This is a genomic window from Georgenia sp. Z2081 (genome assembly GCF_055326445.1).
Genome location: NZ_JBUZNK010000001.1, coordinates 415,813 through 437,977, shown reverse-complemented (window position 1 = coordinate 437,977; position 22,165 = coordinate 415,813). Strand labels below are relative to the sequence as shown.

Genomic DNA, 22,165 nt, shown 5'->3' with positions numbered 1-22,165 from the left:
TGGCCCGCTCGTCAGGGGTCGGGCGCCCCGGCGCTCAGAGCAGCCCGGCGAGCACTCGGGCGTGGTTGTGCTCCGTGTCCTTGGCGGCGTACAGCAGGGTCACCCGCTCGTGCTCCTCGACCAGCTCTGCGAGGTGGTCGAGGGCGTCCGAGCCCTCGAGCTCGGCCTCGTAGCGCCTGCCGAACTCCTCGTACCGGTCCGGGTCGTGGCCGAACCACTTGCGCAGGTCGGTGGACGGCGCCACGTCCTTCAGCCACTCGTCGAGCTCGGCGTCCTCCTTCTTCACGCCGCGGGGCCAGACCCGGTCGACGAGCACGCGGTACCCGTCCGATCGCGCCGCGTCGTCGTACACGCGCTTGATCTCGACGCCCATGACTCCCCTCCGATCAGCTCGCGTTGAGTGCGGTCCGGTTCCGCTCCGCGACCGTCATGAAGTATCGGTACAGGGCGGGAAGGTCGAAGCTCTTGGGGAACTCGAACGTGTAGGTCGCCGTCGCGGAGTTGTGCGCTCGTAGCCGCGGGGTCGTGATGTAGGTGATCGTCAGCTCGGAGTCGTCGATCCCCGAGCCGGCAGTCTCGGCGGTCACGTCCACGACCGAGTCGAGCGCGATCGAGAAGACCCGCACCTTCTTCCCGGTCACGCCCTGCCGGTCGGTCGTGATGATGCGGCGGTCCGTGAGCGCGAAACCGTCCCGGATCATGCGGTAGGCGGACTGGAGCTGCTCGCCCTCGGTCAGCCACTGGCCGTAGGTCGCACGGGCGCCCTTCTCGTCCATCTGCTGCATGTTGCCGGCGAGCCCCTGCAGGAACCCCATGGTCGAACCTCCGAGGTCGGCGTGACGTGTCGACCCAGGCTAGGCCCGACCGCCGACACGCGACGGACACCGCGACAGCGGGTTCGCGCCGAACCCCCAGATCGAACGCCGAGACAGACGACGGCGCATGTGGGTTCGGCGGCCAGCGGGTGGGTTCGGCGGCGAGCGAGAGCGTCCGGCGGAGGGAGAGCCTCCCCGCACCGCGCACCCGCTTCAGGACCGCAACCGTCCGTCGGGTCTCGTCTGCCGAACGAACCCCACAGTTGCTGTCACCGCGTCATATCCTGGACGCAGGCCGGTCCGGGGCGATCCCCGGGAGCGCATACCCCCAGGTCCCCCACCCGAGAGCTCGGGGTCAGCGCGGCCGACAACTTCATACGAATTCATGGATCTGGGAATGACTCGTCCCCCGACGACATTGGACCGGACAGGAACGTGACGCACCGGGCGCCCCCGATCACGCGCCCGGACCACGTGACCGCCCCGACACTCCCGTGTGCCCGGGGCAGGACGACATCCACGAGAGGAACACCGTGACCGCAGGTAACGCACCCGTCCCGCACGACCCGAGCGTCGACACGCTCGGCCCGCTCCCCGAGGGCACGGCGCCCACCGGCGCCAGCACGCGCGAGAACGGCGCGCCCGCCGTCAGCGACCGCAACTCGCTGAGCGTCGGCACGAACGGCCCGCTGCTGCTCCACGACGTCAAGCTCGTCGAGTCCCTCGCCCGCTTCAACCGCGAGTCGGTCCCGGAGCGTCGTCCGCACGCCAAGGGCTCGGGCGCCTTCGGCCGCTTCGAGGTGACGAACGACGTCTCCGCCTACACCAAGGCCGCCGTGTTCCAGCCGGGCGCCCGCACCGAGATGCTCGCCCGCTTCTCCACCGTCGCCGGCGAGCTGGGCTCGCCCGACACGTGGCGGGACGTCCGCGGCTTCTCGCTGCGCTTCTACACGACCGAGGGCAACTACGACCTCGTCGGCAACAACACGCCGGTGTTCTTCGTGCGCGACCCCATGAAGTTCCCCCACTTCATCCACTCGCAGAAGCGCCTGCCCGACTCGGGCCTGCGCTCGAACGACATGCAGTGGGACTTCTGGACGCTCAACCCCGAGTCGGCCCACCAGGTCACCTACCTCATGGGCGAGCGCGGCCTGCCCGGCACGTGGCGCCACATGAACGGCTACGGCTCGCACACCTACCAGTGGGTCAACGAGTCCGGTGAGCGCTGCTGGGTGAAGTACCACTTCCACACGAACCAGGGCATGGAGTTCCTCAGCAACACCGAGGCCGACGAGCTGGCCGGCACCGACGCGGAGCACCACCGCCGCGACCTGTTCGACGCGATCGCCCGCGGCGACCACCCGTCCTGGAAGCTCTCGGTCCAGGTCATGCCGTACGAGGACGCGAAGACCTACCGGTTCAACCCGTTCGACCTCACCAAGGTGTGGCCGCACGCGGACTACCCGCTCATCGAGGTCGGCACCATGACGCTCGACACGAACCCGGTCAACCACCACGCCCAGATCGAGCAGGCCGCGTTCGCGCCCTCGAACGTGGTCCCCGGCATCGGCTTCAGCCCCGACAAGATGCTGCTCGGCCGCGTCTTCGCCTACGCCGACGCGCAGCGGTACCGCATCGGTCCGAACTACAACCAGCTGCCCGTCAACAAGCCGATCGTCGAGACGAACAACTACGGCCAGGCCGGTCCCATGGAGTACGAGCACAGCGGTGCCCGGCCGAACTACGTGCCCAACTCCCACGGTCGCGACTACGCCGACTTCCAGGGCGTCGAGGACGAGGGCTGGGAGGCCGACGGCGAGATGGTGCGCCAGGCGTACGCGCTCCACGCCGAGGACGACGACTTCGGCCAGCCGGGCACCCTGGTCCGCGAGGTCTGGAACGACGACCAGCGCGCCGCCTACGTCGACCAGGTGGCGGGCTCCCTGCTCGGCGGCGTGAGCGAGGCCGTGCGCGAGCGCGTCTACCTCTACGTCAAGGCCGTCGACCAGGCCACCGGCCAGGCGATCGAGGACAAGGTCCGCGCGGCGGGCGCCTGATCCCGAACCTTCGGGCCCGCCGGTGAACGGCGGCCCACCGACGACGGCGCACCCCGGGTCCGGGGTGCGCCGTCGTCGTTCCCGTCCGCTCCGGGCACCGCGAGCCGAGCGGGTCGCCGGCACCCCCGGCCCGACGACGGGGCAGACTCTCCCCGATGACCTCGCTGCTCGCCGCCCATCCGCTCACGCTCGGCACGATGTACTTCGGCACGACGGTGCCCGCCCGCGTCGCCCACGACGTGCTCGACCGCGCCCGTGACCTCGGCGCGCTGTCCTGGGACACGGCGAACATCTACGCGCACTGGGTCGGTCGCGACGGCGGGGAGTCCGAGCGCACGCTCGGCGCCTGGTTCGACTCGCGCGGACCGATCGCCCGCGACGAGGTCACCCTCGCCACCAAGATCGGCAACCTGCCCGTCCCCGGCGGCCCCGGGCCGGGCGGGACCACGGGCCTCGGCGCCTCGGCCGTCCGACGGCAGGTCACCGACTCGCTGCAGCGGCTGCGCACCGACCGAGTCGAGGTGCTCTACGCCCACATCGACGACCTCCACACGCCCCTCGACGAGACCCTCGGCGCCCTGTCCGACCTCGTCGACGAGGGACTGGTGCGCGAGATCGCCGCGAGCAACTACTCGGCCGAGCGTCTGCACGCCGCGCTGTCCGTACCCACCGCGCACCGCTTCACCGCGCTGCAGCAGCGCTTCACCTACCTGCGGCCCGCTCCGGGCGCGGACCTCTCACCCCACGTCCAGCTCGACGACGCCGTCGCGCACCTCGCGCACCGCTCCGGCCTCACGCTCGTCGGGTACTCCCCGCTGCTGTCCGGGGCGTACACCCGGGCGGATCGGCCGATCCCCGAGCAGTACCGCACACCCGCACTCGGCCCGGCGCTCCTCGCGCTCGGCGAGGTCGGTTCGGAGGTCGATCTCGACGCCGGACAGACGGTGCTGGCGTGGATGACGCAGCGCGGGCGCCCCGTCCGGCCGGTGGCCGGCGTCTCGAGCGTGGGCCAGATCGAGGACGCGTGGCGTGCGGTCACGACCGAGCTGGATCCCGACCAGATCGACCGTCTCGACCGCGCCCGGATCGTCGGCCCCGCCGCCCGATGACCCGGGAGACACCCGACAGGACGATCGCCAGCACCACGGCGACCACGATCGCGACGAGCACGTCGTCGAGCACGATCCCGACGCCGACGCCCACGGCGATCCCGAGGACGAAGCGCAGGGTCCACGGCTGCTCTCCCATCCCTCCAGGCTCCCGAACAGAACCACGGGCTGCAAGAGTGGTCGCATGACCTCCGACAGCTCGATCGACGCGGACCTGCTCGTCATCGGCTGGGGCAAGGCCGGCAAGACGCTGGCCCGCGCGCACGCCACGGCCGGGGAGCGGGTGGTCATCGTCGAGGCCGACCCGCAGATGGTCGGCGGGACGTGCATCAACATCGGCTGCGTGCCGACGAAGGCGCTCGTCCACCGCGCCGCCGGACGCAGGGACGAGGATGCGGCGGGTTGGTTCCGGTCCGCCCAGGGCTTCCGCACCGCCCTGACCGCCAAGCTGCGCGCGGCCAACCTCGCGATGGTCGACGACCTCGACTCCTCGACCGTTCTCATCGGCACGGCGCGGTTCGTCGGCGACCGGACCGTCGAGGTCGCCACCGCGGACGGCACGGTGACGGTCCGGGGGACGCACGTCGTCGTCAACACCGGGTCCGAGCCGTCGTTCCCACCGATCGAGGGCCTGCGGGCCAGCGCGTACGTCGTCGACTCCACCGGTGTCCAGCTCCTGGGGTCCCTGCCCGAGCGGCTCGTCGTGCTCGGGGCGGGACCGATCGGGCTCGAGCTGGCGGACGCGTTCACGCGGTTCGGTTCGCAGGTGACGGTCGTCGACGTCGCCGAGCGGCTGCTGCCGCGCGAGGACGAGGACGTCGCCGCCAGCGTGCGCGCCGCCATGGAGGACGCGGGGACGACGTTCCTCCTCGGGGCGTCGGCCCGCCGCGTCGTCGACGGCGACAAGGCCGCCGACCTCATCCTCGACGTCGCGGGCCCGGACGGGGGCGCAGCCACCGAGCGCACGCTGACCGCGGAGGCGATCCTCGTGGTGACCGGCCGGAATCCCCGCACCGCCGAGCTGGACCTGGAGGCGGGCGGTATCGCCGTCGGGGAGCGCGGCGCGATCACCGTCGACGAGCACCTGCGCACCAGCGCCGAGGGCGTGTTCGCGGTGGGCGACGTCAACGGCGGCCCGCAGTTCACGTACATCTCCTACGACGACCACCGGATCGTGGCGGACCAGCTGCGCGGCAGGTCGTCGCGGTCGACCGAGGACCGGGTGGCCGTCCCGACGACCACCTTCCTCACGCCACCGCTGGCCCGCGTGGGCCTCACCGAGGCGGAGGCCACCGAGCGTGGGATCGACGTCGTCGTGCGGTCCAAGCCGGTCGCGGCGATCGCCGCGATGCCACGCCCGAAGGCGGTCGAGGAGACCCACGGGCTCATCAAGGTGCTCGTCGAGGCGGGCACCGACCGCGTCGTCGGGGCGGCCCTGCACACGGTCGACGCCCAGGAGGTCGTCAACCTCCTCGCGCTCGCCATGCGGCACGGCATCACCGCGAGCGATCTGCGCGACGGCATCTGGACGCACCCCTCGTCGACCGAGGCCCTCAACGAGGTCCTCGCGTAGCGCCCGGAGCCGTGCACCGGGCCCGACACGGTCGCCGGGTCCGCCCCGGTCGCCGGGCCTCACCCGCTCGCCGAGCCCGACCCGGTCGCAGGGTCCACGCGGATTCCCCGTTCCGCCCACGGCGAGACCCCATCCCGCCCCCGTGCGTGACACGCCCACGCGCCCCTAGCGTGAAGAGCATGACTCAGAAGGTGATCGTCCTCGGCGGCCACGGCAAGGTCGCACTCCTCCTCCACCCCCTGCTCGTCGACAAGGGCATCTCCGTCGACGCGGTCATCCGCGACGCCGATCAGTCGCACGACATCACCGCGACCGGCGCGATCCCGGTCGTCGCCGACGTCGAGAAGCTCACCACCGAGGAGCTGACCGACCTGATCTCCGCGCACGACGCCGTCGTGTGGACCGCCGGCGCCGGGGGCGGAAACCCGGACCGGACCTACGCCGTCGACCGTGACGCCGCGATCCGATCGATGGACGCCGCGAAGGCGGCCGGCGTCAACCGATACGTCATGGTGTCCTACGTGGGCGCCGGACCCGACCACGGCGTGCCCGAGGACAGCTCGTTCTTCCCCTACGCCGACGCCAAGTCCACCGCCGACGCCCACCTGCGCGAGAGCGGCCTGGACTGGACGATCCTCGGCCCGGGCGGCCTCACGCTCGAGCCCGCGACCGCGAGGATCACCGAGACCGACCAGTCGGGCGACACCTCCCGCGCCAACGTCGCCGCGGTCATCGCCGCGGCGCTCGAGCAGCCCTCGTCCATCGGGCGGACCGTCAACTTCCACGACGGCGCCACACCGATCGCGGACGTGCTCGCCTGACCGCCGCGAGTCACACGCAGCTCGGCACGACGGCCGGTCACCCCGCGGGGTGACCGGCCGTCGTCGATCCGTCCGACCTCGGTCAGCTCGAGTCAGGCGCGGGAGGCGCGGTCGCGATCGAGTCGTGCGACCCGTCGGGGGCCTGCCGTCACGCGGTACGACTCCTCGACCAGCTCGGCGATCTCCGACCAGCCGGTCGCGTCGTCGAGGTCGATGCCGTACCAGCCCGACGCCCCGACGTACGCCGGGTAGAAGCAGCGCGGGTCCGCGAGCATGCTCCGCAGCTCGTCCTCGTCCGCGGCCCGCAGCAGGAGGCTGGTGTCGTGCCGCTCGTGGTCACCCGGCCCGAGCCGGACGCTGCCGCCGTACGTCGCGAAGGTCTTCGTCGTGAAGAACGTCGGCCGGCCGTGCGAGACCTTCTCCGCGACGTCGGGCAGGGCGAGCGCGATCTCCCGCACCCGGGCGAGCACGGGGTCGGCGTCGTCGAACATCCGCGGGTGCCCCATGGAGGAACCGTAGACCTCCGGTACGCATGGGTTCGACGGCCCCGGCGAGGCGGACGAGGCACCCGCCAGTTCTCCGCCTCACCCCTGGCATATAACGGCATGCCGTGCCAGTATTCGGTCCGGGGCAGAGCCTGCCCCCGCGCCGCTCACCGACGAGCGGCCGACCCGTCTCGACGAGGAGATTCTCAGCGATGCAGATTCGTGCGGCAGTGCTGCGGGAGCAGCCCGGAAGGTGGCACATCGAGGACCTCGAGCTCAGCGCTCCCGGTCACGGCGAGGTTCTCGTCGAGGTCGTGGCCACCGGCCTGTGCCACTCGGACGACCACATGGCCAAGGGCGACACCCCCCTGCCCAACCTGCCCGTCGTCGCGGGCCACGAGGGCGCCGGGATCGTGCGCGAGGTCGGCCCGGGCGTCCAGGGGCTCGAGGTCGGTGACCACATCGTCACCTCCTTCGTCCCCGCGTGCGGGAAGTGCAAGTGGTGCTCGATGGGCATGCAGAACCTGTGCGACTACGGAGCGCTCATCCTCGAGGGCACCCAGCTCGACGGCGGGTTCCGCCTCAAGGACGCCGACGGCCAGAACGTCGCCAAGGCAGCCATGCTCGGCACGTTCGCCAACTGGCAGGTCTTCGACCAGACCTCCTGCGTGAAGATCGACAAGGACGTGCCGCTCGAGATCGCCTGCCTCATCGGCTGCGGCGTGCCCACCGGGTTCGGCTCCGCCGTCAACGCGGCCGAGGTCAAGCCGGGCGACGTGACGATGATCCTCGGCGCCGGCGGAATCGGGATGAACGCCGTCCAGGGCGCGGCGTACGCGGGGGCGCGGCGCGTGATCGTCGTCGACCCCCAGCCGTTCAAGCGGGAGATGGCGCTCAAGCTGGGCGCGACCGACGTGTTCGCCACCATCGCCGACGCCGACGCGCTCGCCAAGTCGCTCACCAACGGCCAGGGCACCGACTCGACGATCGTCACCGTGGGCGTCACCACCGGCGAGCACGTGCTCGAGGCCTACGACACCGTGCGCAAGGCCGGCACGCTCGTCGTCACCGGTCAGGGCAGCACGAGCTCGACGATCGACGGCATCAACCTGTTCTCCATCTCCATGCTCCAGAAGCGCATCCAGGGCTGCCTCTACGGCGGCTGGTCGCCCAGGGTCGCGATCCCGAAGCTCATCGAGCTCTACAAGGACAACAAGCTCCACCTGGGCGAGCTCGCCACCCGGCAGTACAAGCTCGAGGACATCAACCAGGCCTACGAGGCCATGCACGCGGGCGAGAACATCCGCGGCGTCGTCGTCCACGAGCACTGAGTCCCCGGTCCGTCCGGTGTCCCGGCCGCACACGCGGGTCGGCCGGGACGCCCGACGGCGCCCACGGGGCAGACGCTCGTCACGACCAGCAGGTACCCGGGATGCCGATGTCGGTGACCGGTGCCACGCTGGGGTCATGGAGCAGCTGACCCCGGCCCAGATCCAGGACGCCGACCTGCAGGACTGGCGACACCTCTGGCGCGCGTTGCACACGCGCTTCGACACCGGGAGCTTCGCGCGCGGGCTCTCGCTCGTCGCTGCGATCGGCGAGGCCGCGGAGGCGGCCGGCCACCACCCGGACATCACGCTGACCTACCCGTCGGTGGCCATCCGCCTGACGAGCCACGACTCCGGTGGCGTCACGGCCAAGGACGTCGACCTCGCGCGCCGGATCAGCACGATCGCCGCGGCGGACGGCGTGCCTGCCTCGCCGGTGGGCACCGCCCAGGTCGACCTCGCGCTGGACACCGCCGACCAGGGCGAGATCGACACCTTCTGGTCGTCGGTGCTCACGGGCTCGCCGGACAACGTCGACGGGGACGAGATCGCCGACCCCGCCGGGCAGGCGCCGCTGATGTGGTTCCAGCGCACCGACGCCCACGAGACGCCGCGACAGCGGTTCCACCTGGACGTCCAGATCCCGGCCGACGAGCTCGACGCACGTGTCGAGGCGGCGGTCGCCGCCGGCGGTCGGCGTGTGGAGGACCTGGGCCGGGGCCGGGCGTTCGTCGTGGTCGAGGACGCCCAGGGGAACCGCGCCTGCTTCTGCACCGTGCTCGACCGCTGACGGCCGAAGTCCGGCGGGCCGTCCTGACGCGACCGGTCAGGGCGGGGTGTGGCGTCGGCGTCGATTTGCTCTGGCGTCCCCGCCGAGCGGTCGGCACCATGATGGCGTGAGCACCGCCGCCGCACCACCTCGCCCGCAGCGCCGGGGCCGCCCCTGGCGCGGCCCGCTCGACGTCGAGACCTTCGCGGAGACCGCCGCGGCCGACTGCGCCGACGCCGCGACGGCCCTCGCCCAGCAGCGGGACTCCGCCGGCGTCGTCACGACGCGTCCGGAGTGGGCCTGGGACGCCGTCGCGACCGCGAACCACCTGCGCGTCGACGGGCGTCGCCGGATCGGCTTCGGCCCCTTGTCGGCGTTCTTCGCCACGGCCGACGGCTGGGTCCGCACGCACGCCAACTACCCGCACCACGCCGCGGCGCTGCGCTCCGCCCTCTCCCTGCCCGACGACGCAGGACCCGACGACGTGGCCCGGGCGCTCGGTGCGCTGCCGAGCCTCGAGGCCGAGGAGCGCGTGGCCGCCGCGGGCGGGCTGGCGGTCGCCGTGCGCACCGCCGCGGAGCTCGCCGCCGCGGAGCCGGTCGCGGTGCGCGGCACGCCCGGCCACCGGCCGGACCACGCGCTCGCCCCCGGTGCCGCGCACCGCCTGCCGCCGCTCGCGGACGGCGACCTCCCGCTGCGCGGACTGCGGGTCATGGCCCTCACCCGGGTGCTCGCGGGCCCGAGCGCGGCCCGACTCCTCGCGAGCCTGGGTGCCGACGTGCTGCGCATCGACCCGCCCGCGCTCCCGGAGCTGCCGGACCAGCACCTCGACACCGGGTTCGGGCTCCGCACCGCGGAGGCGGACCTCGCGACGCGCGAGGTGCTCGACCGGGTCCACACCCTGCTCGACCGGGCCGACGTCCTGCTCACCGGGTACCGGCCGGGCGCGCTCGCGCGGTTCGACCTCGAGGGTCCCGGCGTCCGGGCCCGCCACCCGGGGCTGACGGTCGTCGCGCTCAGCGCCTGGGGAACGATCGGCCCGTGGGCCGGGCGCCGGGGGTTCGACAGCCTCGTGCAGGCGGCGTCGGGCATCGCCGACGTCTACCGGGGTGCGGACGGCAGACCGGGGGCGCTGCCGGTGCAGGCGCTGGACTACGTCACGGGGTTCCGCGTGGCGACCTCGGCGATGCGGCTGCTCGCCGCACGTGCACGGGACGGCGCCGGATCGGCGCACCTCGCCCTGCTCGACTCTGCGACCGAGCTCCTCGCGCTGCCCGGCCCGGGCGGCACGCCGGACGACGCCGGGCCGGAGCTCGCGGAGACGGACTCGCCGTCCGGGCGGCTGCTGCACATCCCGCCGCCGTTCGCGGTCGGCGGCGAGCGCCTGGCGCACCGCTGGGCGCCGCGCCCGTACGGCGACGACGAGCTCGCGTGGGCGGGCGGCTGAGACCTGCTCAGGTCCTGCTCCGCACCACCCGACGGGTCCCGACCAGCAGCAGTGCGACGCCGACGACCGCGACGAGCACCACCGCGGCGATCATCCGGTGTTCGTGCGCGTCGCGCTCCTCGTCCCACTCCCGGGCGCCGTCCTCGGCGACGGCGACCTCGAGATCCACGCCGTCGGAGCTGCACGTGATCTCGTGGTTGCCGGTGTCCTGCGCGTAGAACCTCGCGATCGCGGGTCGGTCGGAGCGGGCCCAGTTCGGTGCGACCTCGCTCTCGACCTCCTCACCGCCCGGCCCGACGATCGAGCACACGGGCTCCACCTCGACGGCGGCCGATGCCACCAGCACGTAGGGGGCGTCACCGCGGAGGTCGTAGCGGTCGTCCTCGAGCGGCTGCGGCTCGCTCGCCACGAGGTCGGGCGGAGCCCCGGTCGATCCGCCGATCAGGGCTACGACGAAGACACCGAGCAGCCCGACGACGAGCCACGCGATCGCGAGCGCCACAAGTCCGTACCCGCGCCGCCGACCGGTCCGACGGCGCCGAGCACGAACTGGTCCCGGGCCGTCGCCACCCTGACTCTGGGCACCCCGACCCACTGGCTCGTCCACGGTCCGATCCTGGCAGGTCCGTGCCCCGAGGCACGCGTCCCGCAGAAGCGCACCTGCCCGACGCCGCGTGGACCGCCCTCGTCACGCTCCCGGGTGTCGAACCTGCCCGACCTCGACGACGTCGCGTGGGCCGCCCAGCACGCCCGTCTCGTCTCGATCGCCGAGGCGACGAGACGAGACGGGTAGCCGGAGGGCCTGCGCGTCAGCGCCGCGCGTCCACCGTCAGGCGGTCTGGCCGGAGTGCTTGCCCTCGGCGATCTCCTCGACCACCTTCGCGCAGAAGGCGGCGAGGTCGGCCGGGGTGCGCGAGGTCGTCAGACCGGCGTCGACGACGACCTCCTCGTCGACCCAGTCCGCGCCGGCGTTCTTGAGATCGATCTCGACGGACTTCACGGACGTCATCCGGCGTCCGTCGACGACGCCCGCGTCGATGAGGATCCACGGTGCGTGGCAGATGGCGGCGACCGGCTTGTGCTGGTCGAAGAACGCCCGCACGAACGTCCGCACCTCGGTGCTCGTGCGCAGGGCGTCGGCGTTGAGCGTGCCACCGGGAAGGACGAGCGCCTGGTAGTCGTCCGGGTTCGCGGCGGTGATCTCGAGGTCGACCTCGAAGTCCTCACCCCGGTCCCAGTCGAACTTCAGCGAGGTCACGGTGCCGGGCTCGAGCGAGATGAGCGTCGGCTCGCCGCCGGCGTCCGTGACCGCCTTCCACGGCTGCGCGAGCTCGGACTGCTCGACGCCGGTGGTGGCGATGAAGGCAACCTTCTTGCCGGAGATGTTCGGGGCCATGATGAACCTCCTGATGTCGGTCCGACCCACGAGGGGCCGCGGTCACCTCCATGCAACAGGGTCCGGGTGGGCGACGCATCCTGAGCACGGCGAGTCAGGGGCTCTGTCCGCCCCGCGCGAACGGGCTCGCGCGCGGAGACGACGCGGTGAGGACCCAGCGCGAACGGGCTTGCGCGCGGCGAGCACGATGCCCCGCACGTCCCGGCCGACCCACGCCCCCCTCGACGTAGGCTCGCCACATGCCCGAGAACACCGCCGCTCTCACCCTGCGCGGCGTCACGCTCTCCGCGCAGCGTCCGGCCGTCGTCGTGCCTGTCGTCACGGGGGCGGACGCGGCGCAGCGGGCGGCCGAGGCCGTGGCGGCCGGTGCGGACGTCGTCGAGTGGCGCATCGACCTCGCGCTCGCCGACACGAGCGCAGACGCGGGCACGGGCACGCCGTCCAGTTCCCGGCACACCGTCCTCGACCCACGCACCCACCGCGCGGTGCTCGACGCACTTCCGACCGTCGTCGCCGCGTGCGCGGGCACACCCCTGATGGTCACCTACCGCACGACGGCGGAGGGCGGGTCCGGCAGCGCCCCGCCCGAGGAGTACGTCCGGCTCCTTGCGAACCTCGCCGCGGCGGGGGGCGTCGACCTCGTCGACGTCGAGGCCGACCACCCGGCGGCGGCCGAGGCGCTGGCTGCCGTCGGCGCCGGCTCGCGCACCGACGTCGATCGTCTCGGGGGCCCTGCCGCCGCGCCCACCGCAGGCACGGACGCTGCGCCGGGAGCGCCCACCCGCCCCGCGGTCGTCCTGTCCCACCACGACTTCGACCGCACGCCGACCCGCGAGGAGATCGTCGACCGGCTCGCGGCGATGGAGGAGGCCGGCGCCGACGTCGCGAAGATCGCCGTCATGCCGCACTCCCCCGACGACGTCCTCACCCTCCTGGGGGCCACCGCCGAGCGGGCACAGGACGCGCGCGTCCCCCTGATCACGATGGCGATGGGCGACCTCGGGGCGCCGAGCAGGCTCGTCGGGGGCCGCTACGGCTCCGCGGCCACGTTCGCGAGCGCCGGCGCGACCTCGGCCCCCGGACAGCTTCCGGTCGGCGACGTCCGGGCGGTCCTCGAGCTGCTGAGTCCCGCTCGCTGACCGTGTGACGCGGTCGCACCACGCCTGAGATCCATGACCGCGTCAGGAACTGGTCAACTCCTGGCCTTCCCATGTGTGCATCGTGTCGCTACGTTGTTCAGCGTCCGTTATGACTCAATGATGTGGAAGCGAGCGCAGCGACATGGACGAACTACGGAACTACGACTGGGTGGGGCTGCTGGAGAAGGTGGTCGTCGCCCTCGTCATCCTGCTGGTCACCTGGATCGTGGCGAAGGCCGTCAAGACCCTCATCGAGAAGCTCGTGGTGCGCATCCCCGCGCTCCAGCGCACGGGACGTGACGGCCAGAGCATCGGGAGCGCGATCGGACAGATCGCCTCGCTCCTCATCTGGATGTTCGGCCTCATCGCCATCCTGCAGGTCTTCCGCCTGGAGCAGGTCCTCTCGCCGATCCAGGGGATGCTCGACACGATCCTCTCCTACCTGCCCAACGTCATCGGTGCGGGAGTGGTGTTCTTCATCGGCCTCGTGCTCGCCCGGATCGTCCGCCAGCTCGTCGGCACCGCGCTGCACTCCGCGGGCCTCGACGAGCGTGTCGCCCGCCTGAGCGGCGGCGCGGTCGGCTCCGCCCGCCGGACGGGGGCACCCGCCGCCGCGCAGGCCGGCGCCCCCGCGGGCGCACAGGTCGCGCCCGGCGCCCCGCACACGCAGGGCGCTCCCGGCGCCCCGCACGCGCAGGGCGCTCCCGGCCAGCCCTACGCACCGCACCAGCCGCAGGACGGTCCGCACCCGGGTCAGCAGCCGGGTCAGCAGCCGGCCAGCCTGACGAACGTCCTCGCGAACCTGGCGTTCGCCGTCGTGCTCGTCGTCGTCGCGATCTCGGCGCTGCAGATCCTCGGGATCTCCGCGATCTCCGACCCGGCCACCTCGATGCTGCAGACCTTCCTCGACGCGATCCCGAACGTCCTCGCCGCCGCGGTCCTCCTCGTCCTCGGCTGGGTCATCGCGAAGTTCGTCGGCCAGCTCCTCGAGTCGACGCTCGCCGGCCTCAGCATCGACCGCGTCGCGGTCGAGCAGGGCATCGTCCCCGAGGGCCGTCGGGCCTCGAGCATCATCGCCACGGCGGTCAAGGTGGCCATCGTCGTGTTCTTCGCGATCATGGCGACCCGCATGCTCGGCTTCCCGGAGATCACCGCGTTCCTCGAGGAGATCATCGCCGTCGGCGGACGCATCCTCTTCGGCGCCGCGTTCGTCGCCGTCGGCGTGCTCGTCGCCACGCTCCTGCGCCGGGCCATCGGTCGTGGGACGCCCGGCCAGATCGTCTACTGGGCCACCGTCGCCCTGTTCGCCGCGATGGGCCTGAGCTACATGGGGATCGCCGAGTCGATCGTCAACCTGGCGTTCGGCGCCGTCGTCGTCGGCGGCGCGCTCGCCGCGGCCCTGGCCTTCGGCCTCGGCGGCCGCGACGCCGCCGCCCGCACCCTCGGCAAGGCGGAGCGCAGGCTCGACGCCGACCCGACGGTCCCCGGCGGCGCCCCCAGCACGCCGGGGGGCCCGACCCAGGGCTGAGCGACCGACCGGCCCACCACGTGGGGCGCCCGACCGCGACCGGGGTCGGGCGCCCCACGTGCGCGTCCACGCACCAGGCATCCCACGAGCGCGTCCGGACGACGGGCGTCCCGGTCGACGTCGGAACGACCGCCCGGGGGGCGCCGCGGCGCATAGGGTCGCCCCATGGCTCCCGTCCTCGCCCCCGACGACGAGGGACGACGACCGGCCGGCGGACCCGCTGCGGAGCCCCAGCGGAACCGCCCGTGGGCCGTCTCCGGCGCCCCCGCGGACGACCCTGGGCGCAGCGCGTCGAAGCGGTCCGGTCACCGCAGGTCCTCGCCGCTGGTCCGGCAGCTGCCGTTCGTGGTCGTCGTCATCGTCGTCGCCCTGGTCCACGTGGCCACGGATGCCGAGCTCCTCACCCGGGACCGCACCTTCGCCGCGTTCCTCGTCGTCATCGCGGCGACGACCGCGGCCGTCGCGATGCCGTGGCACCGCCTGCCGCGGTGGGCGGTCGCCACCGTCCCCGTGCTCGACATCCTCGCGGTCGCGCTCCTGCTCACCGACTCGCTCATCGTCTCCTCGACGCTCGTGCTGCCCGTCATGGTGCTGGCACGCACGTTCCCCCGCGTCGGCGTGGTCCCGGCGATCGCGCTCGGCGTCCTCGCCGCCTGGTCGCCCGAGATCCGGGACCTCCTCACCTCTACCGGCAAGCTCACGGTCGACGGCGTCACGCTGCAGCGGCTCGTCCTCGTGCCCGCCGTGCTGGCCTCGGCGGCGATCGTCGTCGCAGGGTCCGAACGGCGCGCCGCCGCACGGCTCGAGCTCGTGTCCGCGCAGAGCCAGGTCGTCGAGGACGCCCTGGCGGACTCACGCTCCCAGCGCCGCCTGCTCGAGGCCGTCCTCAACACCGTCGACGTCGGCGTGCTCGCCCTCGACGCGGCCGGCAGGGTCACGCTCCGCAACCGCACCCTGGTCGAGCAGGACGCGCCGGTCCCCGCCGTCGGTGAGCTCGTCGACGACCCGGCCGCGCAGGCCCGCAGCGTCGGCCGTGTCCGCGCGGCGGACGGCACCACCGAGCTCCGGGCCGAGCAGCTCCCCAGCGTGCGCGTGCACCGCGGCGAGCGTCTCGTGCGGGAGATCGTCTGGTGGGGCGCCGACGAGCCTCGGTCCGCACAGCGGGTCTCCGCCGCCCGGCTCACCGACGAGCACGGCGAGCACGCCGGATCCGTCGTCGTCTACCAGGACCTCACCAAGGAGATGGCGGCGCTCGCCCAGCGGGACGACTTCGTCTCCTCCGTCACCCACGAGCTGCGCACGCCGCTGACCTCGATCCTCGGCTACCTCGACCTCGCGATCGACGACCCGGACCTGCCGGACGAGGCCCGCGCCCGGCTCGAGGTCGCCGTGCGCAACGCCGAACGGCTCGAGCTCCTCATCTCCAACCTCCTGGTCGCCGCCAGGGAGAGCGCCGAGGCGACTCCCGCGCCGGCCGGCCTGGTCGACCTCTCGGCGGTGGTCCGCGACGTCGTCGAGAGCCAGACGCCGCGCGCCAGGGACGGGCAGGTGACGGTCACGGTGCACGCCGAGGCACCCTGCGACGTCGAGGCCAACGACACCCGACTCACCCAGATCGTCGACAACCTCGTCTCCAACGCGATCAAGTACTCCCGCCCGGACGACCACGTGCGGGTCGAGACCTGACGCGACCCCGAGCACGTGCATCTCGAGGTCGCGGACACCGGCATCGGCATCTCGGCCGGCGACCGCATCCGCCTCTTCTCCAGGTTCTACCGGGCACCGGCCGTGCGGCAGGGACCCGTCCAGGGCACCGGGCTCGGCCTCCACATCACCAAGGGGCTCGTCGAGGCGATCGGCGGGACGATCGAGCTGGACAGCCGGCTGGGCGAGGGCACCACCGTCCACGTCAGCCTCCCCGCGGCGGGCGCCCGATGACCCTGGACCCCTTCACGCTCCAGGCCACGACCGGGCTCGTCATCATGACCGTGACGATCCTGTTCGTCGTCGACGCGCGCGGCCGGGGCGAGGACGCGGTCGACCGGATCTGGGGCGGCGCCTTCGCCGCCGCCATCACCGGGGCGGTCGCCTACGTCGCAGCCGCCGCCACTCCCGGCACGTGGTGGGCGAACGCGATCGGCAACGCCGGCGTCGCCCTCACGACCCTGCTCATGTGGAACGGCGTGCGCGCCTGGACGGGCCGGCGACCGCTCGTCGGGGTCTCGCTTGCCGCGTCGGGGCTCGTCGCCCTCGCGGCCCTCGTCGCGGGGCAGGGCGCCGGGGCGTGGGGCGGCGCATGGGCGATGCTCGCCGGGACCTCCCTCGGAGCACTCGCGGCCTGCATCGCGCTCCTCCGCACCCCCCGACTCCGCTCCCTCGTCGTGCGCGTCCTCGCGGGCGTGCTCGCCGTCGTGTCCGCCTTCTACGCGGGCCGCCTCGTGCTGCTCCTCACCCACGGGCCGGACTCCGAGATCTTCGAGCAGTGGGCAGGTACCACGACGTCGTCCCTGGTCATCATCGTCCTCATCACCTGCGCGGCGTTCTGCATGGTGAGCATGCGGGCCGAGGACGGCCGCCGCGCACGCGAGGAGGATGCCGCCTACGACCCGATGACGGGCGCCCGGACGGTGGCGAGCTTCCGGCCGCGAGGGGTCACGGCGGTCGCCGAGCACCGCGAGGCGCACCGACCCGTGTCCATGGTCACGCTCGACCTCGACGACCACGAGCGCCTCCGGACGGCGTTCGACACCGTGCTCGCCGAACGCGCCGTCGCCGTGCTCGGTGAGGTCGTGCGCCGGCTGGTCCCGCCGCTCTCGCTCATCGGACGCGAGCGCCACCGGGCGGGGTTCGACGTCCTGCTGCCGGGTCGCGCGCAGGCCGAGGCGCGCACCTGGGCCGAGCAGGTGCGCCGGGAGCTGACCGACGTCGCGCTCGAGGTCGACGACGGGCACCTCAGGCTCCGCCTGAGCATCGGCGTGGCCTGCGACGACACGGCCGGGTACGACCTGGACGACCTCGCTCAGGTCAGCCGGGACAGCGCGGCCGCGGCGGCCGGCGACGGCGGCAACCGGGTCCGCGTCGCCACGCGCGAGGAGGGCGAGGCGAGCCTCGGGGCCGTCGGCCGCAGCATCGGCGCCGCACGGGACCGAGGCTCCCGGGAATCCTGAGGAGAACCTGAGGGAACCGAACGGTGGCCGTGGGCGGGCGCTGAGGGGCGCGAGGGAGTCTCTTCCCAGCAGCCCGGACAGGCCGGGCTGACCCCCTTCTCGAAAGGCCCCCGCCATGTCGCGCTCCACCGCCCCCGCCTCCTCCCGCTCGAAGACCTGGAAGGGTGTCGCCGCCGGCGTCGCCGCCATCGCCCTCCTCGCCGGTGGCGGTGCCTCGTTCGCCGAGTGGCGCGACTCCGCCTCCGCCAGCGCCGGCGCCCCCATCAGCTCCGGCGTCCTCGACATCGAGTCGAACGACGACGGCGCGTGGACGGACGGCGCGGGCAACTCGGTCCAGCTCGACGACTACCTCATCGTCCCGGGCACCACCCTCATCTACACCCACTCGATGACCATCGACGCCGAGGGCGACGGGCTCGCCGCCGAGGTCTCGACCAACATCCCGGCACTCTCCGGCGACAACGAGCTCATCGAGGCACTCACCCGCTCCGCCACCATGACGCTCACGATCGACGGCCAGGAGCTCCAGGTCGCACCCGGTCCCGAGGGCCCGACCGCCGAGATCCCGACGAACGTCGGCGAGCAGACGCTCGACATCAGGGTCGAGCTTCCGTTCGCCGCCGACGGCACCTACGCGCAGGGAGGCTCGGTCGACGTCCAGGACCTCACGGTCACCGTCGCGCAGCCCCGCGTCGAGCAGCCCCCGTCGCCGGCTGACGCACCCCGGACCGGACACCCCCTGAACCCCTGAGAGGAGGACGACGACGATGAGCACCCCCCGGCTCGGCCGTGCGGCGATCGCAGCGGCGCTCGGCGTCGTCCTCCTCTCGGGCTCGGGCGGCACCGCCGCCTCGTGGACCGACTCGGTCACGAGCGCCGGCACCACGATCGAGTCCGGCCGCCTCGAGGTCGAGGCGGTGTCCCAGAGCGTCGTCGTCACGCGGCCGGGCAGCCCCACCGCCACTCCGCTCGCCTCCACCCGGGTCAACCCCGGCGACACGATCACGATGACCTCGACCGTGCGCGTCCACGCCGCGGGCGACACCCTCGGCGCCCGCCTCGAGCTCGACAGCGCCGGCCTGGTGATGACCGTCGGCGGCGTCGCCCGGCAGTGGACCCCCCGGATCTCCACCACCAGCTCGCTGCCCGGCGCCGGGTCCCACGCGTTCCGCGTCACCGAGACCGGCGACGGCGCCACGGCGACCGCCACCGTCTCGTGGACCGTCCCCGCCACCACGGACGGCCGGGCGCGCGCCGCGGACCGGTCGAACTGGTGGGGTTCCCAGCTCCAGAACCAGACCGTCACCCCCGGGGGCCTGCGCTGGACCCTCGTCCAGCAGCCGTGAGCTCACCGAGCTACCCGAACCTGCCCGAAGGAGAACCGATGAGCGCCGCGACCACCACGCACCCACGCCCCCGCCCCCACCTGGTGCGTGCGCTGGTCGCGGCGCTCGTCGCCGTCGTCGCCGTGGTGGTCCTGCAGCCCGCGGGCGGCACGACGGCCGCGTGGAGCGATTCGGTCGAGGTCTCCGCCCCCACCGGGACCACGGGCTCGCTCTCCCTCGCCGTCACGGGCGGGGTCACCGGATCCGCCGTCGTCACGCCCGGCGGGACGGCCGCGAGCACCTGGGCGCCGACGTCCGTCACCGTGACCGCCGGCGGGGTCCCGCTCACCGGCACCCAGCTGGCCGGCTCCCGCATCGAGTACCGCACGGCGGGCGGCACGTCCTGCACGGTCTCCGGCGCACCGCTCTTCAGCTCGACACCGACCGCCGCGGGGACGAGCTTCCCCGTCACCGGTGGCGCCGCCCTCAGCGGCACGCAGACCCTGTGCGTCACGCTCGTCCCCGGCGACACCCTGCGGGCGAGCCACGCGGGCGTGTCCCTGGCCGTGACGACCGCGATCACCGCCACCCAGGCCGGCGACGGCACCTGGACGGCCGCACAGAGCTGGTCGACCACTCAGGACGTACCCGCCGCGCTGCCGGCCCTGCCTGAGGTCGGCTCCCTCGACAGCCGTCCGCACACCAACGGGAAGTGGATTCACCTCGACTGGACCTGGGCCGACTCCGCCAGCGGCGCGCCGAGCACGGCCCCCGTCGCCGAGTGGCGGGTCGAGTACCGCGTCGCCACGTCGAACTGGCAGCCGATGCTCCGGACCTCGATCAGTGGCACCGCCCGCACCGTCGAGATCAGGTGGCAGGACATTCGCAGCGAGTTCACGCGGAGCGGCAGCACCGGCTGGCTCCGCGTCGTCGCGGTCCTGCCGGACGGCAGCGCCATCGCGAGCACCCAGATCGCCGTCACGATATCGCCCCAGCACGGCGGCACCATCACCCGCAGGTGAGCACCTCGGGCCCTCCCCGCCACCCCGCACACGCCACGCCACGCCACGCCACGCCACGCCCAAGGAGCCCACCATGTCCGTCCGCCACCTCGGCCGCGCCCTCGCCGGCCTCGCGCTCGTCGCGATCCTCGCCCTGCTCGGCGCACTCGTCGTGGTCCCCCGGATCATGGGCTGGGTACCGCTGACGATCCTCACCGGCTCGATGGAGCCGACGATCCCCACCGGTAGCCAGGTCGTCGTGGAGGAGGTCGACGGCGAGGCGGACGCCCGCGAGCTCGAGGTCGGCGACGTCATCACCGTCATGCCCTACCCGAACGACCCGACGCTGGTCACCCACCGGATCGTCGAGCGGCATGACTCCTCGAACGGGGTCGGCTTCGTCACGCAGGGTGACGCGAACGGCGCCGTCGACGCGTGGGACGTCACCGCCACCCAGATCCGCGGCGAGGTCCGCTACCACGTCCCCTACGCCGGCTATGTCGCCACGGCCCTCGACGGCGGGCAGAAGGCCGCGGGCGCGATCGTCGCCGCGGCCGCCCTGCTCACCTACGCGGCCGTCCAGGTCGTCGGCGCCGTCCGCGGGGCACGCCGGCACGGGGGCGCGGCGGGCGAGGATCCGACCCTCGATGTCGAGGACGGCGGCTCCGCGGCGAGCACGGCCGCCGGCGCCGAGGCGGCCACCACCGACGCCAGCGGCGTCGAGAGCGAGAGCGGGGCGCACGCGCGATCGTCCGCCGGTGCCGCTCGATGACGCAGGGCGACCGCCCGGTCCTCGACCGATCCACGCTGCTCGCGCTCGCCGAGGACATCGGTCAGGAGGCCACGGACGAGATGGTCGCCCGATTCCTCGCCATGCTCGACGAGCGGCTGGCCCGCATCCGACGGGCATCCGACACCGACGAGCTCCAGGTCGCCGTCCTCAGCCTCGCCTGCTCGGCGGCGATGCTCGGCGCCGACGCCCTCGCCGAGGCCGCCAGGGACCTACCGCCGCCGGACGGCGTACCGTCGCGGGCGGGCCGCACCTCAAGGGGGCCGGCGCTCGCACGGCTCGACGACCTCGCGCGCCGGTCGGCGGACGAGCTCGACACCCGGTCCGTCCGCTGCGTCTGCTGACCGCCGACCGATCCGCGGCAGCCGCTACGTCCGCTCCGTCACCGAACGGCCGCCATCCGGTAGCCGACACCCCGGACCGTCTCGATGAACCGGGGCGCCGATGCTCCGTCACCGAGCTTGCGGCGCAGGTTCGCGATGTGCACCTCGACGGCGCGGCGGTCGGGGTCGGTGACGTACCGCGCGTGATCGTCGGCGTCGCCCCACGCGGCGCGCACCAGGCTGTCCTTCTCGACGACCCGTCGGCCGGCCCCCACGAGCGCGACGAGGATGTCGAACTCGCTGCGCGTGAGGTGCACGGCGACGTCGTCGACGGACGTCAGCCGGGCACCGACGTCCACGAGCAGCCCGCCGTGCCGCAGCACCGAGTCGTCCTCGGCGTCCGGGAGCCCGTCCCCCGGGGGCGACGTGGGCGACGTGGGCGCCGGTGAGGCAGGACCTTCCGCCGAGGACCCCGCCGCGGGGGCCGACGACTCGCGCGGAGCACCCTCCGCCGAGCCGTTCGTCGTCGTCGGGGGCGGGAGTGGTGCGGCAGGTTCGCCGGACACGGCGACGGGTGCCGAGCCGGCGGACGCCGCCGACGACGAGCCCACCGGACCGGCGACCGCGCGGGGCCGGCGCAGCATCGCCTCGATGCGGGCGCGGACCTCACGCGGCCGGAACGGCTTGGTGACGTAGTCGTCGGCGCCGGCCTCGAGCCCGAGCAGGGTGTCGATCTCGTCGGAGCGGCCGGTGAGCATGAGGACGTAGGTCGAGGAGAACGTGCGGATCTGGCGGGCGACCTCGAAGCCGTCGATGTCCGGCAGCGAGATGTCGAGGGTGGTGACGAGCGGATCGTGGCGGCGCACCGCCTCCACACCCTCGACGCCGGTCGCCGCGGGGTGCACCTCGAACCCCGCCTGCCGAAGGGTGGTCTCCAACAGGAACCTGATGTCGGCGTCGTCCTCGACGACGACCGCAGTTCTCATCCCAGGAACCACCTCACGAAGTTATCAAACCCATGACCTGCTGCGAAGCCCCCGGCCGGCCGATTGCGCCGCCGCAGTGACCGGATCGCCCGAGGAAACGGCCCAG

General features: G+C 73.3%; 23 protein-coding genes. 17 read left to right on the top strand and 6 right to left on the bottom strand.

Annotated features, from left to right (window positions below; genetic code table 11):
* Positions 1-34 precede the first annotated feature (34 nt).
* Entirely contained in the window at positions 35-373 is a 339-nt protein-coding gene (locus ACZLKG_RS02070) for a DUF488 domain-containing protein (RefSeq protein ID WP_425707549.1), read from the bottom strand.
* 13 nt (positions 374-386) lie between these two features.
* Positions 387-815, bottom strand: coding sequence for a PH domain-containing protein (locus ACZLKG_RS02065; RefSeq protein ID WP_425707548.1), 429 nt, complete (start codon positions 813-815; stop codon positions 387-389).
* Positions 816-1,348: 533 nt separating this feature from the next.
* Here ACZLKG_RS02065 and ACZLKG_RS02060 point away from each other — a divergent pair.
* From ACZLKG_RS02060 to ACZLKG_RS02045, 4 genes are all read left to right on the top strand, one after another.
* Entirely contained in the window at positions 1,349-2,872 is a 1,524-nt protein-coding gene (locus ACZLKG_RS02060) for a catalase (RefSeq protein ID WP_463647765.1), read from the top strand.
* A 155-nt stretch (positions 2,873-3,027) separates the two neighbouring features.
* Entirely contained in the window at positions 3,028-3,981 is a 954-nt protein-coding gene (locus ACZLKG_RS02055; protein ID WP_463647764.1) for an aldo/keto reductase, read from the top strand.
* A gap of 184 nt (positions 3,982-4,165) precedes the next feature.
* Positions 4,166-5,554 carry an FAD-dependent oxidoreductase gene (locus tag ACZLKG_RS02050; RefSeq protein ID WP_463647763.1) on the top strand — a complete coding sequence of 463 codons (1,389 nt, stop codon included), beginning with the start codon at positions 4,166-4,168 and terminating at the stop codon, positions 5,552-5,554.
* A gap of 179 nt (positions 5,555-5,733) precedes the next feature.
* Entirely contained in the window at positions 5,734-6,375 is a 642-nt protein-coding gene (locus ACZLKG_RS02045; RefSeq protein WP_463647762.1) for an SDR family oxidoreductase, read from the top strand.
* 92 nt (positions 6,376-6,467) lie between these two features.
* On the opposite strand, the gene ACZLKG_RS02040 is transcribed toward ACZLKG_RS02045, so the two are convergent.
* Positions 6,468-6,881: an MmcQ/YjbR family DNA-binding protein gene (locus tag ACZLKG_RS02040; protein WP_463647761.1), complete on the bottom strand. Its 414-nt coding sequence runs from the start codon at positions 6,879-6,881 to the stop codon at positions 6,468-6,470.
* Between the two features lie 191 nt (positions 6,882-7,072).
* Here ACZLKG_RS02040 and ACZLKG_RS02035 point away from each other — a divergent pair, with 191 nt between their 5' ends.
* The 3 genes from ACZLKG_RS02035 (at position 7,073) to ACZLKG_RS02025 (ending at position 10,404) form a co-directional block, all read left to right on the top strand.
* A complete protein-coding gene (locus ACZLKG_RS02035) occupies positions 7,073-8,191 on the top strand; it encodes an NDMA-dependent alcohol dehydrogenase (RefSeq protein ID WP_425707542.1) in 1,119 nt (372 codons plus the stop codon).
* A gap of 136 nt (positions 8,192-8,327) precedes the next feature.
* Positions 8,328-8,978 (top strand): 4a-hydroxytetrahydrobiopterin dehydratase, encoded by a 651-nt coding sequence (locus tag ACZLKG_RS02030; protein ID WP_463647760.1) that lies wholly within the window; start codon positions 8,328-8,330, stop codon positions 8,976-8,978.
* A gap of 106 nt (positions 8,979-9,084) precedes the next feature.
* The gene (locus ACZLKG_RS02025; RefSeq protein ID WP_463647759.1) at positions 9,085-10,404 is read left to right on the top strand and encodes a CoA transferase; all 1,320 of its coding nucleotides are present in this window, start codon (positions 9,085-9,087) and stop codon (positions 10,402-10,404) included.
* 7 nt (positions 10,405-10,411) lie between these two features.
* Here ACZLKG_RS02025 and ACZLKG_RS02020 read toward each other — a convergent pair whose 3' ends face one another.
* Together ACZLKG_RS02020 and ACZLKG_RS02015 are read right to left on the bottom strand one after the other, a co-directional pair.
* Entirely contained in the window at positions 10,412-10,906 is a 495-nt protein-coding gene (locus ACZLKG_RS02020) for a hypothetical protein (RefSeq protein ID WP_463647758.1), read from the bottom strand.
* A 327-nt stretch (positions 10,907-11,233) separates the two neighbouring features.
* Positions 11,234-11,803, bottom strand: a complete 570-nt coding sequence (locus tag ACZLKG_RS02015) for a type 1 glutamine amidotransferase domain-containing protein (RefSeq protein ID WP_425707628.1) — start codon at positions 11,801-11,803, stop codon at positions 11,234-11,236.
* 236 nt (positions 11,804-12,039) lie between these two features.
* On the opposite strand from ACZLKG_RS02015, the gene ACZLKG_RS02010 reads away from it, so the two are divergent.
* The 10 genes from ACZLKG_RS02010 (at position 12,040) to ACZLKG_RS01965 (ending at position 21,094) form a co-directional block, all read left to right on the top strand.
* Entirely contained in the window at positions 12,040-12,939 is a 900-nt protein-coding gene (locus ACZLKG_RS02010) for a type I 3-dehydroquinate dehydratase (RefSeq protein ID WP_463647757.1), read from the top strand.
* A 142-nt stretch (positions 12,940-13,081) separates the two neighbouring features.
* Entirely contained in the window at positions 13,082-14,467 is a 1,386-nt protein-coding gene (locus tag ACZLKG_RS02005) for a mechanosensitive ion channel (RefSeq protein WP_463647756.1), read from the top strand.
* A 165-nt stretch (positions 14,468-14,632) separates the two neighbouring features.
* Positions 14,633-16,153, top strand: coding sequence for a sensor histidine kinase (locus ACZLKG_RS02000; protein WP_463647755.1), 1,521 nt, complete (start codon positions 14,633-14,635; stop codon positions 16,151-16,153).
* A gap of 15 nt (positions 16,154-16,168) precedes the next feature.
* On the top strand, positions 16,169-16,405 hold the full coding sequence (locus ACZLKG_RS01995; protein WP_463647754.1) for a sensor histidine kinase: 237 nt from the start codon (positions 16,169-16,171) through the stop codon (positions 16,403-16,405).
* Positions 16,402-17,634, top strand: coding sequence for a GGDEF domain-containing protein (locus ACZLKG_RS01990; protein ID WP_463647753.1), 1,233 nt, complete (start codon positions 16,402-16,404; stop codon positions 17,632-17,634). Before ACZLKG_RS01995 ends, ACZLKG_RS01990 begins: the two co-directional genes overlap by 4 nt.
* A 115-nt stretch (positions 17,635-17,749) precedes the next feature.
* The gene (locus ACZLKG_RS01985; protein ID WP_463647752.1) at positions 17,750-18,385 is read left to right on the top strand and encodes an alternate-type signal peptide domain-containing protein; all 636 of its coding nucleotides are present in this window, start codon (positions 17,750-17,752) and stop codon (positions 18,383-18,385) included.
* 16 nt (positions 18,386-18,401) lie between these two features.
* Positions 18,402-18,980 carry an alternate-type signal peptide domain-containing protein gene (locus ACZLKG_RS01980; protein WP_463647751.1) on the top strand — a complete coding sequence of 193 codons (579 nt, stop codon included), beginning with the start codon at positions 18,402-18,404 and terminating at the stop codon, positions 18,978-18,980.
* A gap of 38 nt (positions 18,981-19,018) precedes the next feature.
* Positions 19,019-19,981 carry a SipW-dependent-type signal peptide-containing protein gene (locus ACZLKG_RS01975; protein ID WP_463647750.1) on the top strand — a complete coding sequence of 321 codons (963 nt, stop codon included), beginning with the start codon at positions 19,019-19,021 and terminating at the stop codon, positions 19,979-19,981.
* Positions 19,982-20,054: 73 nt separating this feature from the next.
* Positions 20,055-20,732 carry a signal peptidase I gene (locus tag ACZLKG_RS01970; RefSeq protein WP_463647749.1) on the top strand — a complete coding sequence of 226 codons (678 nt, stop codon included), beginning with the start codon at positions 20,055-20,057 and terminating at the stop codon, positions 20,730-20,732.
* Positions 20,729-21,094: a hypothetical protein gene (locus ACZLKG_RS01965; RefSeq protein ID WP_463647748.1), complete on the top strand. Its 366-nt coding sequence runs from the start codon at positions 20,729-20,731 to the stop codon at positions 21,092-21,094. The genes ACZLKG_RS01970 and ACZLKG_RS01965 overlap by 4 nt, the downstream gene beginning before the upstream one ends.
* Before the next feature lie 38 nt (positions 21,095-21,132).
* Here ACZLKG_RS01965 and ACZLKG_RS01960 read toward each other — a convergent pair whose 3' ends face one another.
* Positions 21,133-22,059, bottom strand: a complete 927-nt coding sequence (locus ACZLKG_RS01960) for a response regulator transcription factor (protein WP_463647747.1) — start codon at positions 22,057-22,059, stop codon at positions 21,133-21,135.
* Between the last annotated feature and the right edge of the window lie 106 nt (positions 22,060-22,165).